Raw genomic sequence first — 14,957 nt, forward strand, 5'->3', positions numbered from 1 at the left:
TGGTGCCCGCCGAGTACGTCGAGGGACGTCCCGCACCATGGTCGGTGCCCGTCGTGCTGCACGACCCCGACCCGCAGTGGCCATCGCTCTTCGAGGCCGACGCCGCCCGGATCCGGGCCGTGCTCGGTGACGTGGCGCTGGCGGTCGACCATGTCGGCTCCACCTCGGTGCCGGGGCTGCCGGCCAAGCCCGTCATCGACATCCTGCTGCAGGTGGGCGACCCCGCGGACGAGGACGCCTACGTCCCGGACCTCGTCGAGCTCGGCTACTGGCTGCAGATCCGCGAGCCCGACTGGCTCGAGCACCGCGTGCTCTACCGGCGGCTGGAGCGCGGCAGTGATCACGACATCAACGTGCACGTCCTCGCGCCCGACACCGGGCGCGAGGAGGTCGACCGGCTGCTCGGCCTGCGTGACTGGCTGCGCACGCACGACGACGACCGCGAGCTCTATGCCGCCGAGAAGCGACGGCTCGCGGCGCGGAGGTGGCGCCACGTCCAGGACTACGCCGACGCGAAGTCGGGGGTCATCGAGGAGATCCTCGAACGGGTGGCCCGGGCGCGCAGCTAGGTGGTCGTGTGCCGGTGGCGTGACCGGCGCACTCCGTAGGGTCTCCGGCCCGGAGCAGAACGTGGTGATCGGCGCAGAACGTCGTGACCGGCGCAGCGATGGGAGCGCCGGTCGTCATGCTGTGCGCCGGTGGTGCCTGACGCAGCGACGGGGACGCCGTTGGCGCTCGGCGCACCGACGGGGACGCCGGTGGACTCCCTCGACCGGGGTCGGCGCCGGCTGGACCCCGGGTCGCTCAGGCGCGCCGGTAGGGCGTCGAGCGACCACCTGAGGAGCCGAGCGGACGCTGACGGCGCCCGTCGTCGGTCGGGGCGAGGCCGCCCTGGCACGTGGGGCAGTAGAACATCGTCCGCTCGCGGCCGGGAGGGCCGATCATCGAGACGCGGATGGTGTCGCCGCACCGGCGGCAGGGACGACCCGAGCGGGCGTGGACGTAGTGCTCCTCGCCCTTGCGGCGGACGCCGGTGCTCGACTGGACGGCGTGGTGCCGTGAGACGTCGAGCAGGCGGGAGATGCGTGCGATGAGCGGGTCGACCCGCTCTCGACCGAGCTCGGCCACGGCCGTCCACGGTCCGATGCGCTCGAGGAAGAGCGACTCCGAGGCCCAGAGTGTGCCGACCCCGGCGAGCACCCGCTGGTCGAGCAGGGCGGCGCCGACCTCCGTGCTCGAGGCCAGGAGCCGGGTGGCGGCCTCGTCGGGGTCCCAGTCGGGACCGAGGACGTCGGGGCCGAGGTGCCCCACGACCTGGTCCTCGTGCTGGGTCGGGACCACCTCGAGCAGCCCGAGACGCAGCCCGAGCGCCGACCAGGTGTCGGTGCCGACGGCGGCGCGCAGGTCGGCCCGGCGCAGCCACCGGGGCGTGTCCTCGGGGCGCTCGACGCGCCACTGCCCCTCCATCTTGAGGTGCGAGTGGATCGTCAGGCCCGAGTCGACGCGGTGCAGCAGGTGCTTGCCGCGGCTCACGACCTCGGTGGTGCGGCTGCCACGGAGGTCGAGGGTGGCGATCTCGGGGAAGCGGAAGTCGCTCAGCGTGATGACCTCACCGGCGAGGGCACGGTGGAGGCGGTCGGCCGAGCGCCAGACGGTGTCGCCCTCAGGCACGGCAGGTCACCGTCGCAGCCGCAGGCCGCGTGGCGTCGCGTGGAAGCCGGCCTGGGCGAGCGCGTCGACGAGCGGGTGACCAGAGCCGAGCAGGGCGCCACCGTCGGCCTTCTCGACGGTGAGCCGGCCGAGGGCGCCCTCGCGCACGGCGAGGGCGAGGGCATCGGCGGAGGCCTGCAGGCTCATCGGGTCGTCGGTCCACGAGAGCAGGGTCTTGCCGCCTCGCTCGACGTAGAGGACGAGGTCGCCGTCGACGAGCACGACGAGGGCACCCGCCTTGCGCCCGGGCTGATGACCCTTGCGGGCCGTGGACTCTCCCTCGTCGGCGGACGGGCTCACGGGACGGTCCGGCCAGGGCAGGGCGGCGCCGTAGGCGTTGGCGGGGTCAGTCGCTGCGAGGACGAGTGCGTGCTGCGCGCCCGCGTCGGGCGTCGAGCCCAGCACGCGTGCCCCGGCTCGGAGCCGGTCGATCGCGCCGGTGGTCGCGAACTGGGCGGCACCGAGCGACTCGACGAAGTAGCCGCGGCGCACCCGGCCGGACTCCTCGGCCGCGGCGAGCACGCGGTAGACCGCTGCGAAGCCCCCGGGGACGTCCTCGGCGACCACGCTGCCCCGGGTGAGGACGCCGTAGCGGTCCTGGAGGATCTCGGCGGTCGCCAGAGTCCGCACGGTCGTGTCGGCCTCGACCTCGGGCAGCAGCGCCCACCGACCTGCCGCGGCCCCGGGCGCGGAGCGGGCCACCGGGACCGGACGCGAGCCGCGACGGCCGCCGAGGGTGCCGAGCGAGCCGGCGCGACCGGCATACCTCGTCGACCGTGGTCCGGACGTGGCGCGCTTGTGCGCGGTGCGGCCACCGGCGAGCAGGGCCCGCACGGGAGCGAAGGTGTCACCGGAGACGTGACCGGACCAGACAAGGGACCAGAGGTCGTCGAGGACTTCGCTGTCGGAGCCCTCGACCGCGTCGGCGAGACCACGGAAGAAGTACGCACCGCCTCGGGCGAGCACGTCGAGGATCGACTGGGCGCGGTCGCCGAGCTCGGTGTCGTCGGGGGCGCTCATCGTGAGGTGCGCGGTGTCGGCGAGGTGCAGCGACACCCAGCCGTCGTCTCCGGGCAGCGAGCCGTGGCCGCGCCACACGACCTCGCCGACGCTCATGAGCTCGTCGAGCATCGCGGGGGAGTAGCCGGCGACGCGCGCCGGCAGCACGAGCGTCTCGAGGGCGCTCGCGGGTAGCACGGCGCCGGCCAGCTGCTCGACCGCGCGGATGAGACCCTCACGTCCGCGCAGGCCGCCACCGACGGACTGCCACTGCGGCAGGAAGCGCGCGAGCTCGACGGCGGCCACCGGCTCGACCTCGGCGCGCAGGGCGGCGAGCGAGCGGCGCCGCAGCGTGCGCAGCACCTCGGCGTCGCAGTAGTCGAGGCCGTGGACGCCGCCGCCGCTCTCGGTCGGCAGCAGCTCACCCTCGACGACGCGGCCGGACGAGACGAGGCGACGCAGTGCGTCGAGCGCCACGGCGGGGCCGACGCCCCACCACTGCGCGACGGCCGACACGGGGAAGGGGGCGTGGGTGCGGGCGTAGCGGGCGACGAGGTCACCCAGCGGGTCGGGCACGGGGTCGAGGAAGGTCTGCGGCACCCCGACCGGCAGCGAGACGCCGAGGGCGTCGCGCAGGCGGGAGGCGTCCTCGATGGCGGCCCAGCGCTCCTCGCCGGCGATGCGCACCCGGATCACGCGGCGCGCGCCCTCGAGGTCGACGAGCCACGTGCCGATGTCGCGCACGCTCGCGCCCTCGCGGGTGCGTCGCTCGATCTCGGGGAGCGAGAGCGGCCCGAGGGTGCGGAGCAGGTCGGCGACGTCCTCACCGTCGCGGCAGCGCCGCTCCTCGGCGAGCCGCTGGAGCTCGGACTCGGTGCGGGCGACGGCCTCGGGGTCGAGGAGGTCGCGCAGCGAGAGACCCTCGCCGCGGCCGAGGAGCTCGGCGAGCAGCGTCGGGTCGAGCGAGAGCGCGGCGGCGCGCTTCTCGGCGAGCGGGGAGTCGCCCTCGTAGAGGAACTGGGCGACGTAGCCGAACATCAGCGACCGGGCGAAGGGTGAGGGCTGGGCTGACTCGACGTCGACGAGCGTGACCTCACGGGACGCGATCGACGTCATGAGCGCGGTGAGCCCGGGCACGTCGAAGACGTCCTGCACGCACTCGCGGACGGTCTCGAGGACGATGGGGAAGGAGGCGTACTGGCTGGCGACCTGGAGCAGCTGGGCCGCGCGCTGCCGTTGCTGCCACAGCGGCTGGCGCCGGTCGGGACGGCGCCGCGGGAGCAGCAGGGCGCGGGAGGCGCACTCACGGAAGCGTGCGGCGAAGAGGGCGGACCCGCCGATCTCGCCGGTGACGAGGTCGTGGACGTCGTCGGGCTCGAGACGCACGAGGTCGAGCAGCTCGGCGGCGGCGCCGCGCCCGCTCGACCCCTCACCGTCGAGCTCGAGGTCGGGCAGGCGGAAGACGATGCCGTCGTCGCCGTGCATGGCCTGGACGTCGACACCGAAGCGCTCGCGCATCCGCGCGGACACGCAGAGGGCCCACGGGGCGTGCACCTGGCCGCCGAACGGGCTGTGGACGGCGACCCGCCAGTCGCCGATCTCGTCGCGGAACCGCTCGACGACGATGGTGCGGTCGTCGGGGACGTGGCCGGTCGCGGCGCGCTGCTCCTCGAGGTAGGCGACGAGGTTGTCGGTGGCCCACTCGTCGAGCCCGGCCGCGGAGACGCGGGCGCGGGCCTGCGCGGGGGTCGACGCGGCGACCTCGCGCACGAACGCGCCGACCGCCTTGCCGAGCTCGGCGGGCCGCCCGAGTTGGTCGCCCTTCCAGAACGGGAGCTTGCCGGGCTGGCCCGGCGCCGGGGTCACGAGGACGCGGTCGTGGGTGATGTCCTCGATCCGCCACGTCGAGGTGCCGAGGGTGAAGACGTCACCGACCCGCGACTCGTAGACCATCTCCTCGTCGAGCTCGCCGACCCGGCGACCGGTGCCCTCACCGGTGGCGAGGAAGACGGCATACAGGCCTCGGTCCGGGATCGTGCCACCGGAGGTGACCGCGAGGCGCTGGGCGCCGGGGCGACCCGAGAGCACGCCGGTGACGCGGTCCCAGACGATGCGCGGGCGCAGCTCGGCGAACTCGTCGCTGGGATAGCGGCCCGACAGCATGTCGAGCACCGACTCGAGGATCGACCGGGGGAGCGAGGCGAACGGCGCGGCCCGGCGCACGACCTGCTCGACCTCGTCGACGGTCCAGTCGTCGAGGGCGGTCATGGCGACGACCTGCTGGGCGAGGACGTCGACCGGGTTGGCCGGGACGTGCAGCGACTCGATCGCGCCCACACGCATGCGCTCGACGACGACCGCGGTTTGGACGAGGTCGCCGCGGAACTTGGGGAAGAGGACGCCGCGCGAGACGGCCCCCACCTGGTGCCCCGCGCGCCCGACCCGCTGCAGCCCGCTCGCCACCGACGGCGGTGACTCGACCTGGACGACGAGGTCGACGGCGCCCATGTCGATGCCGAGCTCGAGGCTCGAGGTGGCGACCACGGCGGGGAGCCGACCGGCCTTGAGGTCCTCCTCGATGACCTGGCGGTGCTCCTTGCTCACCGAGCCGTGGTGCGCCCGCGCGAGCACCGGTGGCGCACCGGACGACGTGCCGGCCTGCGCCATCATCTGCGCGGGGGTCCGGACCGACGAGGTGTGCCGGCCCACGCTGAGCGTGGGACCCGCGCCCCCGTCCGCGACCGGCTCACCGTCGTCGCCGGTCTCGGCCCGCGCTGCCTCGGCCGCCTCGGCCGCCGCCGTGAGGCGCTCGTCCCAGATCTCGTTGAGCCGCGAGGTGAGCCGCTCGGCGAGGCGGCGTGAGTTGGCGAAGACGAGCGTGGACCGGTGCGAGGCGACGAGGTCGACGATGCGTTCCTCGACGTGCGGCCAGATTGACGCGCGCCGCTCTGCGCCGGACGCCGGCCCGCTGAGGTCGTCCTCGACCACCTCGCCGAGCGAGGACATGTCGGCGATGGGGACGACGACGTCGAGGTCCCACTCCTTGGTCGAGGGTGGGCGGACGATGTCGACGGGCCGGCCGCCGGCGAGGTAGCGCGCCACCTCGTCGACGGGCTCGACCGTGGCCGACAGCCCGATGCGCTGGGCCGGGGTGTCGAGCAAGGCGTCGAGGCGCTCGAGCGACAGGGCCAGGTGGGCGCCGCGCTTGGTGCCGGCGACCGCGTGCACCTCGTCGAGGATCACCGTCTCGACGCCACGCAGCGCCTCGCGCGCCTGCGAGGTGAGGATGAGGAAGAGCGACTCGGGGGTCGTGATGAGGATGTCGCTCGGGGTGCGGGCGAACGCCCGGCGCTCGTTGGCCGGTGTGTCGCCGCTGCGCACCGACACCGTGATGTCGGGCTGGGCCTGGCCGAGGCGGGTGGCGGCGTGCCCGATGCCGACGAGCGGGCTGCGCAGGTTGCGCTCGACGTCGACGGCGAGGGCCTTCATGGGTGAGACGTAGAGGACCCGGCACCGCTTGAGCCGCTCCTCGGGCACGGGCTCGGTGCCGAGGCGGTCGAGCGCCCAGAGGAAGGCCGAGAGCGTCTTGCCCGAGCCGGTCGGTGCGACGACGAGCGCGTGGTGGCCCGAGCTGATCGCCTCCCAGGCACCGGCCTGGGCCGCCGTGGGCGCGCTGAAGGAGTCCCGGAACCACGTGGCCGTGGCCGGGGAGAACCGCTCGAGGACGTCAGAGGTCATGAGAGGACCAGCCTCTCACTCGGGTCTGACACCGGTCCGGGCTCGGTCCATCTCTCGCCACTCCGGTCTGAGCCCCGGGACGACGGTCGAGACGAGGTATGCCGTGCCCGCCACTCCCAGCGCCGGCGCGGCTCCCAGCGCGGTCACCGCGAGGCCGCCGACGACACCGCCGACCGGCAGCCCGGCCCAGGCGAGGGCGTCGGCGAGCGAGCCGACCCGCCCGACGAGGTGGCGGGGGACCCGCTCGAAGAAGAGGGCGTTGATCGTGGGGTTGATGAACCCGGCCCCGAGCCCGGCGACGACGTTGGCCGCGAGGATGACCCAGAGCGGCGCGCCGAACGCGAGGGCGAGGTAGCGGGGAGCACCGGCGAGCGTGAAGCCCACGAGGAACGCCGTGCGCCGGCTGAACCGGCCGGCCATCGACGTCGCGACGACGCTCGAGGCGACGGCCGCCCCGCCGTAGAGCACGCCGACGAGGCCGACCAGCCCGGCGTCGTAGCCGTTGTCGTAGGCCCACTTGGGCAGCATGACGCCGATGTAGGCGGCCTCGAGGAGGTTGGTCACCGCGATCATCGCCAGGATGCTGCGCAGCAGCCGGTCGCCGCGCAGGTAGTCCACGCCCGCCCGCAGCTGACCGAGGTAGGAGCCGGGGTCGTCGGGGTGGGTCGACGTGAGGTGGGGGACCACCGCGGCCACGACGACGGCGCTGAGGAACGAGGCCGCCGCCGTGACGGTCACCGCCTGGGCGGCGCCGAAGGCCGAGACGAGCAGACCGCCCACGCCGGCGCCGACGAGCCCGCTCGCGCGGTCGATGGTGCTGTCGATGCCGGTGATCCGCTCGACGGGCATGCCGACGGTCTCGGCCACCCCGGGGATCATCGCGTTGCGCGCGCCGTCACCCGGGCCGCGCACCGCGCCGGCGAGGGCCACGAGGGCCAGCAGCAGCGGGAGGCGGTCGGGGAGCGAGAGCTGCCCCGCGGCATACAGGATCGGGATGAGGACGAGGAACGCGCCGCTGACGAGGTCGCCGACGACGCTGATCCGGCGTGGGCCGTAGCGGTCGACGAGGGGTCCGCCCAGCGCCTTGGACGCGACGTAGGGCGTCATCTCGGCGGTGAGGACGAGACCGGCGAAGGCCGCGGACCGCGTCTCGCTGTAGACGAGCCAGGGCAGCGCGATGGTCGCGACTCGGGTGCCCGCGATCGACACGCCCGACGCGAAGAGCATGCCGTGGAGACTGCGCCGCGAGGGGCGCGCGGAAGCGCTCACTCCGTGGGCATCCCGGGGGCGAGGAAGACCTCGAGGTTGACGGACACCGGGCGGGCGTCCTCGGGTGCGTCGGTCGTGCCCTGGTGGGGGCGGTAGCCGCGGATGAGCGTGGTGAGCTCGGAGATGAGGGAGGCCGCCTCGTCGGGGGTGAGCCGCAGGGTGAAGTTGCTGAACGTCCCGGCGTCCTCCCACTCGCTGGGCAGGGTGGCGATCTCGGCGATTGCCCGCTGGGCGTTGTCGGCGTAGCCCGCGGCGACGGCCGACAGGTAGGCAGCGGAGGTCTCGGTGTCGGCGTCGTGGGTGTCGAAGTAGGTCCGCGCGTGGGCGGCCCGCCACCACCGGTCGCGGGCGTTGCCCATCTCGGTCGCCTCGACGACGAACCCTGCCTCGGCGAGCTGGCGCACGTGGTAGCTCGTGGCCCCCGTGTTGACCCCGAGGTGCTCCGCGAGACGCGACGCGGTGGCCGGTCCGTGCAGCCGCAGCGCGCTGAGGATCCGGGGACGCAGGGGGTGCGTCAGGGCTTTGAGGGTCGTCGCGTCGAGGACGAGATCCCGCCTCGGGTCCGGCTCCAGTGCACGCGACATGACGATGACCTTACAAAGGAAGTTCTGGAAACGCAGTATAGAGCCCGCGAGTCCGGCGCGGCAGGGCCCGACCGGGGGGTGTGACACACTCGCGGCCATGCGGATCAGCCACTTCTGGACGCTGATGAACGACGAGTTCGGTGAGTCCTACGCACCCACCCTGGCGCGTGACCACGTCCTCGGAGTCCTCGGCGGACGCAGCGTCGCCCAGGCCCTCGAGGACGGCATGCACCCGCGCCTCGTGTGGCTCGCGCTGTGCGACGACATGGACGTCCCGCAGGAGCGCCGGCTCGGCCGGGACGACCCCGCTCGGCACGGCTGACCCGTGACCCTCCTCGACCGGCGGCTCGTCCTCGCGCCCATGGCCGGAGGGCCGAGCACGGTCGAGCTCGCCGCCGCCGTCACCGCTGCCGGGGGCTTCGGCTTCCTCGCCGGCGCCTACCTCGCGCCCGACCGGCTCCGCGACGACATCGTCCTGCTGCGCTCGGCCGTCGGGGGAGCAGCGTTCGGTGTCAACCTCTTCGCGCCCTCGCCCTACGAGCCGGGCAGCGCCTCGCGCGTCCTCGAGTACGCCGCCCGCCTGCAGCCCCTCGCCGACAAGGCGGGTGTCTCCCTCGGTGAGGCCATCCACGACGACGACTCGTTCGACGCCAAGATCGAGGTGGTTCTCGCCGAGCGGCCGGCCGTCGTGTCCTTCGCCTTCGCGTGGCCGCCCGCCGACGTCGTGGACCGGCTCCGGGCCGCCGGCATCGAGGTCTGGGCCACCCTCAACGACGCGAGCGAGACCGCGTGGGCCGACGAGCTCGGCGTCGACGCCGTCGTGGCCCAGGGGTGGGAGGCCGGCGGGCACCGCGGCGGACCCGTCGACACCGGACACCCCCAGGCGCCGACCCGCGCGCTGCTGCAGGGCATCCGGCGGCTCACCTCGCTGCCGGTCATCGCCGCCGGCGGTGTGGGCGACGGCGCGCACGTCGCCTCGCTGCTCGAGGCCGGCGCCCACGCCGTCGCTGTCGGCACGTCGTTCCTCCGGGCCGACGAGGCCGGCACCGCCGAGGTGCACCGTCACGAGCTCACCCACCGCACCGAGACCGTCGTGACCCGCGCCTTCACCGGCCGCAGCGCCCGGGCCCTCGTGACGTCGTGGACCGAGGTGTTCAGCGAGGTCGCCCCCGCGGCGTACCCCCAGGTGCACCACCTCACGGCGCCGTTGCGGCGTCACGGCAGGGCAACCGGTCAGCCCGACCTCGTGCACCTCTGGGCCGGCACCGGCCACCGCAGCGCCCGCTCGGCGCCGGCCGCCGACATCGTCACCGACCTGCTGTCGCGCACCTGAGCCGAGGCCGACCGGCTCGCCGCTGGCCGGGTGCTGCTCGCGGAGGGGTTCAGGCCTCGGCGGTGCCCTGGTGGAACAGCTGCTGCCAGTGGCCCTTGTCGCGCACCCACAGCGAGGAGCGCAGGGTCGAGCCGGTGTCGGTCACCGAGCGCCAGGTGAGCAGCAGGGCGTCCTGGGTGGCCGGGATGCACGCGATGACGTCGAGCCCGACCTCCTCGGGGAGCGGGCCGATCTCGTCGAGCATCTCCTCGCGCGACCACAGCCGACCGGACCGGCCCACCTCGGACCACTGCGGGTGGAGCAGGGCGGCGACGGCGGCGGGGTCGCTGCGCACCTCGTCGGTGAGCAGCGAGCGCTCGAGGGCGATGACCGTCTCGGCGTCCGAGGCGGGGGAGTCCTCGGCGAGCTCCGAGAAGAGGTCGGGCTCGGGTGACGTCGTGACCGGGGCCGCTGGTGCGGGCAGGCCGGGGGCGTCGCTGCCGCGGCCCTCCCACCCGGGACCCGGGTCGGGTGCACCGCCCTTCTGGTATGCCGTGGCCGCACCGTTCGCGAGCCGGTCCGCCTCCTCGTTGAGCGCGTGTCCGGAGTGGCCCTTGACCCACTCGAAGCGGACGCGTCGGCCGGTCATCGCGGCATCGAGCGCCTTCATGATCTCGACGTTGAGGACCGGCTTGCCGTCACCCTTCCTCCACCCCTTGCGCTTCCAGCCGGGCATCCACTGGGTCACGGAGTTGATGACGTACTTGCTGTCGCAGTAGACGACGAGGTCGTCGTCGGTGCCCGCCGTCTGCTGGAGGAGGTCGAGGACCGCGGTGAGCTCGCCCTGGTTGTTGGTGCCGTGGGGCCAGCCGCCGGCCGCCCAGTGGTCCGCGTCGACGTACCAGGCCCACCCAGCGGGTCCGGGGTTGCCGAGGGCCGAGCCGTCCGCTGCCGCAATGATCGTCACGGCGCAGGAGTCTGCCAGTTCCCTAGAGTGGCTCCGTGGACCAGCCGGACGACGACCTTCGCGCCCAGCGCTTCGCCGATCTCGATCCCCTTGTCGCATACCGGTTGTGGGCCCTGCGCTCGCGGGTGTTCGTCATCGAGCAGAAGGCGCTCTACCTCGACCTCGACGGCCGCGACACCGAGCCGGGGACGTGGCACCTGTGGTGCGCCGACGGCGACGGCGCTCCCGTCGCGACGCTGCGCGTCCTCGACGACGGGGCCGTGTGGCGCGTCGGTCGGGTCGCCACGGATGCCGCCCACCGAGGCCGTGGGCTCGCCGGTCGCCTCATGCGTGGGGTGCTGGAACGGTGGGGGAGCGGGCCGGTCGTCCTCGACGCCCAGGTCTACCTGCGGGACTGGTATGCCGGGTTCGGCTTCGTCGAGTCCGGTCCGGTCTTCGAGGACGAGGACGGCATCCCGCACGTCCCGATGCGACGCGAGGGCGCTGCCCGCTGAGTCGTCGCGGCGACACGCGGCGTGTCGCCCTTGCGGTCCCGGCGTCGAACACGTGTTCGTCTACTGTTGTCCACAGGTCGCCGGACCCGCAGCACCTGTCCACAGCCTCCACGGCAGCTGCAGACGGCTGTCGGTGCGGCGACCTAGCGTCTGACCCGAGATCGCGACGAGACCGACCGCGGACACGGGTCGCCGGCGGGCGCGCACATCGAACGACACAGGAAGAGCAGGTGCGACATGGCTGCAGCAGCCGTCACCAACGACCGCACGAAGTCCCTGGGGCTGGTCCTCGGGCAGATCGAGAAGCAGCACGGCAAGGGCGCGATCATGCGTCTGGGCGACGACGTGCGTCCCCCCATCGAGGTCATCCCCACGGGGTCGATCGCCCTCGACATCGCGCTCGGCATCGGAGGCCTGCCCCGCGGTCGTGTCGTCGAGATCTACGGCCCCGAGAGCTCGGGCAAGACGACGGTCGCCCTGCACGCCGTCGCCAGTGCGCAGCGGGCCGGTGGCATCGCCGCGTTCATCGACGCGGAGCACGCCCTCGACCCGGAGTACGCCGCCAAGCTCGGCGTCGACACCGACAACCTCCTCGTGTCCCAGCCCGACACCGGTGAGCAGGCGCTCGAGATCGCCGACATGCTCATCCGCTCCGGTGCGCTCGACATCATCGTCATCGACTCCGTCGCCGCCCTCGTGCCGCGCGCCGAGATCGAGGGCGAGATGGGTGACAGCCACGTCGGCCTCCAGGCCCGCCTCATGAGCCAGGCGCTCCGCAAGATCACCGGTGCCCTCAACAACACCGGGACGACCGCGATCTTCATCAACCAGCTCCGCGAGAAGATCGGCGTCATGTTCGGCTCGCCCGAGACCACCACCGGTGGCAAGGCACTGAAGTTCTACGCCTCGGTCCGCCTCGACGTGCGCCGCATCGAGACGCTCAAGGACGGCACCGACCCGGTCGGCAACCGCACCCGCGTCAAGGTCGTCAAGAACAAGGTCTCCCCGCCGTTCAAGCAGGCCGAGTTCGACATCCTCTACGGCCAGGGCATCTCCCGCGAGGGCGGCCTCATCGACATGGGTGTCGAGCAGGGCTTCGTCCGCAAGGCCGGTGCCTGGTACACGTACGAAGGCGACCAGCTCGGTCAGGGCAAGGAGAACGCCCGCAACTTCCTCAAGGACAACCCGGACCTCGCCGACGAGATCGAGCGCAAGATCAAGCAGAAGCTCAACATCGGTCCGCAGGCCGACAAGCCTCTCGAGGTCGTGCCCGAGGTCCCGGTCGACTTCTGAGCAGGCGGCGACCTCGATGCCGTTTGCCGACTCGGACGCACCTCCGCCCTCGTGGGTGGAGGTGCGTCCTCCGTCCAGCCCGCCGCCGCCCGACGCCGCCGTCGAGGGCGTCGAGCCCGACGCCCATGACGTCGCGCGCCAGATCGTCCTGCGTCAGCTGACCAACGCCCCCAAGTCGCGCGCGCAGCTCGAGCAGGCGCTGGCCCGCAAGGGGTGCGATCCCGACGTCGCCGCGACCGTCCTCGACCGCATGGAGGAGGTCGGCCTCGTCGACGACGAGGCCTATGCCGGGATGCTCGTCCGGTCGCAGCAGGCCGGCCGTGGACTCGCCCGACGCGCCCTGGCGCAGACGCTGCGCCAGAAGGGCGTGAGCGACGAGGTCGCCGAATCCGTGCTCGACGAGGTCGACCCGGCCGACGAGGAGGAGCGGGCCCGCGAGCTCGTCGCCAAGAGGATGCGCCGGCTCCACGGTCTCGACGCCACGGTCCAGACCCGCCGGCTCGCGGGGCTGCTCGCGCGCAAGGGATACCCGTCCGAGGTGTCGATGCGGCTCATCCGCGAGGCGATCGCCGAGGCCGACGAGCACCGCCGCGACTGAACCGTCCCGACGAGCGAGGGGCCGGTGTCGCCGGAGCGGCGCCGCCCATGGTGGGCGAGGGCATGACGAAGGGCGAGGACCGCGTGGTCCTCGCCCCTCGGGTGTCCGGGAATGGTCAGGCGACAGCCGGGACCTGGGCGATCGCGGAGATGTCGAACTCGAGCTTGACCTTCTCGCTCACGAGGACGCCACCGGTCTCGAGGGCGGCGTTGAAGCTGAGGCCCCAGTCGCCACGGTCGATCGTCGTCGCACCCTCGAAGCCGATGCGGGTGTTGCCGTAGGGGTCCTTGGCCGAGCCGGTCTCCTCGAAGTCGATGGTGACGGGCTTGGTGACACCGTTGATGGTGAGGTCGCCGGTGATGGCCCAGTCGGCGACCTGACGCGCGACGGAGGTCGACGTGAAGGTGATCGTCGGGTAGTTCTCGATGTCGAAGAAGTCGGGGGTCTTGAGGTGACCGTCGCGCTGCTCGTTGCCGGTGGTGACCGAGGCGGCCGAGATCGTGACGTCGACCTTGGAGGCGGCCGGGTTGGCGGTGTCGACGTGGGCGGTGCCCTCGAACTCCTCGAAGCTGCCGCGGACCTTGGTGACCATCGCGTGGCGGGCCGAGAAGCCGAGACGCGAGTGGCTCGGGTCGAGGACGTAGTCGCCGGTGATGTCGGAGACGAAGCTGCTGGCCGGCTCGGTGGCGACGGGGGCCGCCTGGGCGGCGGGGGTGGAGGTCTTGGTGGAGCGGTTGAACAGGCCCATGAGGAGTTCCTTCGGTGTGGAGTAGTTGTACCTTCAACCAAGAGCATGTCGCACATTGGTTGTCTTGTCAAGTATTGGTCGATCCCGGTTCGACGGGCCCTTGGGTCTGCCCATGCGAGCCATCACGGAGGGGGACTCCGCCACCCCGGAGCACCACTGCCGCTGACGTCACCGGGGTCTGGTGGCCGGTGTGCACCGCGGGCACTCTTGACCCCGACGGCGCAGCGGCGGTGTGGACGGACGGGAGACCCCAGGGCCGATGAACGATGGCGATGCGGTGACTCCTGCCACGTGGGAGCCCGGAGCCGGTCCTCGGTGGGTCACCGACGGGGGTCTCGAGACGGACGTGATCTTCAACCACGGGGTCGTCTTGCCCCACTTCGCGGCGTACCCGCTGCTCGACAGCCTCGAGGGGCGGGCGCTGCTCACCGACTACTACGCCGGGTACGCCGCCGTGGCGAACCAAGCGGGCGCGAGCCTGCTGCTCGAGACCCCGACGTGGCGCGCGAGCCCGGACTGGGTCGCGACCGTCGGCGGCCCGGCGACCGACGTGCACCGGGTCGCCCTCGAGAGCGTCGTCTTCCTCGCCGCCCTGGGTGAGTCGCTCCTCGCCTCCGGTGCGCTCCCCGCCGGTCGGCACGACTACGGCAGCTTCCGGGTGAGCGGGACGATCGGCCCGCGCGGCGACGGCTACGTGGCGGGGGAGCCGGCGCCGTCGGACGAGTTCGCGGCCTACCACTCGCACCAGGTGGCGGCGTTCGCCGAGAGCGGGGCCGGCAGGGTCGCGGCATACACGCTCACGACCGTCTCGGAGGCGGTCGGGGTGGTCCGGGCGGCGCGGGGCCACCGGCTCGACGTCGCCGTGTCCTTCACGGTCGAGACCGACGGGCGCCTGCCCGACGGCACCACGCTGGCCGAGGCGGTGGACAACCTCTGGGGGCAGGCGGCGCCCGACGAGCTGCTCGTCAACTGCGCGCACCCCAGCCATGTCGCCATGGCCCTCGCCGACGACGACACCTGGGCGTCGCGCGTCACGGGCCTGCGGGTCAACGCCTCGCGACAGTCGCACGCCGAGCTCGACGCCGCCGAGGTGCTCGACGCCGGCGACATCGACGACCTCGTGCGCGAGCACGACTCCCTCGCGGCGCGTCTGCCGAACCTCGACGTCGTCGGCGGCTGCTGCGGCACCGACGTCCGCCACGTCGCCGCCCTGTGGGGCGTGGACGCCTGATCGAGCACGTACCC

13 protein-coding genes are annotated in these 14,957 nt (G+C 73.1%); 7 read left to right on the top strand and 6 right to left on the bottom strand.

The genetic code is table 11. The features are described 5' to 3' along the window. Window positions 1-2 precede the first annotated feature (2 nt). A complete protein-coding gene (locus KLO01_RS14440; protein ID WP_246136238.1) occupies window positions 3-569 on the top strand; it encodes a GrpB family protein in 567 nt (188 codons plus the stop codon). A 235-nt stretch (window positions 570-804) separates the two neighbouring features. On the opposite strand, the gene KLO01_RS14445 is transcribed toward KLO01_RS14440, so the two are convergent. The 4 genes from KLO01_RS14445 to KLO01_RS14460 are packed head-to-tail and all read right to left on the bottom strand — an operon-like array spanning window position 805 to window position 8,300. Next, window positions 805-1,671, bottom strand: coding sequence for an Fpg/Nei family DNA glycosylase (locus KLO01_RS14445; protein ID WP_147066374.1), 867 nt, complete (start codon window positions 1,669-1,671; stop codon window positions 805-807). A 6-nt stretch (window positions 1,672-1,677) separates the two neighbouring features. Continuing rightward, window positions 1,678-6,447 (bottom strand): ATP-dependent helicase, encoded by a 4,770-nt coding sequence (locus KLO01_RS14450; protein ID WP_147066376.1) that lies wholly within the window; start codon window positions 6,445-6,447, stop codon window positions 1,678-1,680. 15 nt (window positions 6,448-6,462) lie between these two features. Next, a complete protein-coding gene (locus KLO01_RS14455; RefSeq protein WP_147066378.1) occupies window positions 6,463-7,674 on the bottom strand; it encodes an MFS transporter in 1,212 nt (403 codons plus the stop codon). A gap of 38 nt (window positions 7,675-7,712) precedes the next feature. Next, window positions 7,713-8,300 carry a winged helix-turn-helix domain-containing protein gene (locus KLO01_RS14460; RefSeq protein ID WP_186828075.1) on the bottom strand — a complete coding sequence of 196 codons (588 nt, stop codon included), beginning with the start codon at window positions 8,298-8,300 and terminating at the stop codon, window positions 7,713-7,715. Window positions 8,301-8,397: 97 nt separating this feature from the next. Here KLO01_RS14460 and KLO01_RS14465 point away from each other — a divergent pair, with 97 nt between their 5' ends. Together KLO01_RS14465 and KLO01_RS14470 are read left to right on the top strand one after the other, a co-directional pair. After that, window positions 8,398-8,622, top strand: coding sequence for a DUF3046 domain-containing protein (locus KLO01_RS14465; protein WP_147066382.1), 225 nt, complete (start codon window positions 8,398-8,400; stop codon window positions 8,620-8,622). Window positions 8,623-8,625: 3 nt separating this feature from the next. After that, window positions 8,626-9,633 carry an NAD(P)H-dependent flavin oxidoreductase gene (locus KLO01_RS14470; protein WP_147066384.1) on the top strand — a complete coding sequence of 336 codons (1,008 nt, stop codon included), beginning with the start codon at window positions 8,626-8,628 and terminating at the stop codon, window positions 9,631-9,633. Window positions 9,634-9,682: 49 nt separating this feature from the next. On the opposite strand, the gene KLO01_RS14475 is transcribed toward KLO01_RS14470, so the two are convergent. Beyond that, the gene (locus KLO01_RS14475; protein WP_147066386.1) at window positions 9,683-10,579 is read right to left on the bottom strand and encodes a ribonuclease HI family protein; all 897 of its coding nucleotides are present in this window, start codon (window positions 10,577-10,579) and stop codon (window positions 9,683-9,685) included. A gap of 35 nt (window positions 10,580-10,614) precedes the next feature. Between KLO01_RS14475 and KLO01_RS14480 the strand changes: the two genes are divergently transcribed. From KLO01_RS14480 to KLO01_RS14490, 3 genes are all read left to right on the top strand, one after another. After that, window positions 10,615-11,073 carry a GNAT family N-acetyltransferase gene (locus KLO01_RS14480; RefSeq protein WP_147066388.1) on the top strand — a complete coding sequence of 153 codons (459 nt, stop codon included), beginning with the start codon at window positions 10,615-10,617 and terminating at the stop codon, window positions 11,071-11,073. Window positions 11,074-11,310: 237 nt separating this feature from the next. Further along, on the top strand, window positions 11,311-12,366 hold the full coding sequence (gene recA / locus KLO01_RS14485; RefSeq protein WP_147066390.1) for a recombinase RecA: 1,056 nt from the start codon (window positions 11,311-11,313) through the stop codon (window positions 12,364-12,366). A 16-nt stretch (window positions 12,367-12,382) separates the two neighbouring features. Continuing rightward, window positions 12,383-12,964 carry a regulatory protein RecX gene (locus tag KLO01_RS14490; protein ID WP_186828076.1) on the top strand — a complete coding sequence of 194 codons (582 nt, stop codon included), beginning with the start codon at window positions 12,383-12,385 and terminating at the stop codon, window positions 12,962-12,964. A gap of 115 nt (window positions 12,965-13,079) precedes the next feature. Here the strand turns inward: KLO01_RS14490 and KLO01_RS14495 are convergent, their stop codons facing one another. Then, window positions 13,080-13,712 carry a YceI family protein gene (locus KLO01_RS14495; protein WP_147066392.1) on the bottom strand — a complete coding sequence of 211 codons (633 nt, stop codon included), beginning with the start codon at window positions 13,710-13,712 and terminating at the stop codon, window positions 13,080-13,082. A gap of 277 nt (window positions 13,713-13,989) precedes the next feature. Between KLO01_RS14495 and KLO01_RS14500 the strand changes: the two genes are divergently transcribed. After that, window positions 13,990-14,943 carry a homocysteine S-methyltransferase family protein gene (locus KLO01_RS14500; protein WP_246136239.1) on the top strand — a complete coding sequence of 318 codons (954 nt, stop codon included), beginning with the start codon at window positions 13,990-13,992 and terminating at the stop codon, window positions 14,941-14,943. Window positions 14,944-14,957: the final 14 nt, after the last annotated feature.

It is taken from the genome of Knoellia locipacati (genome assembly GCF_007992835.1).
Lineage (GTDB): Bacteria > Actinomycetota > Actinomycetes > Actinomycetales > Dermatophilaceae > Knoellia > Knoellia locipacati.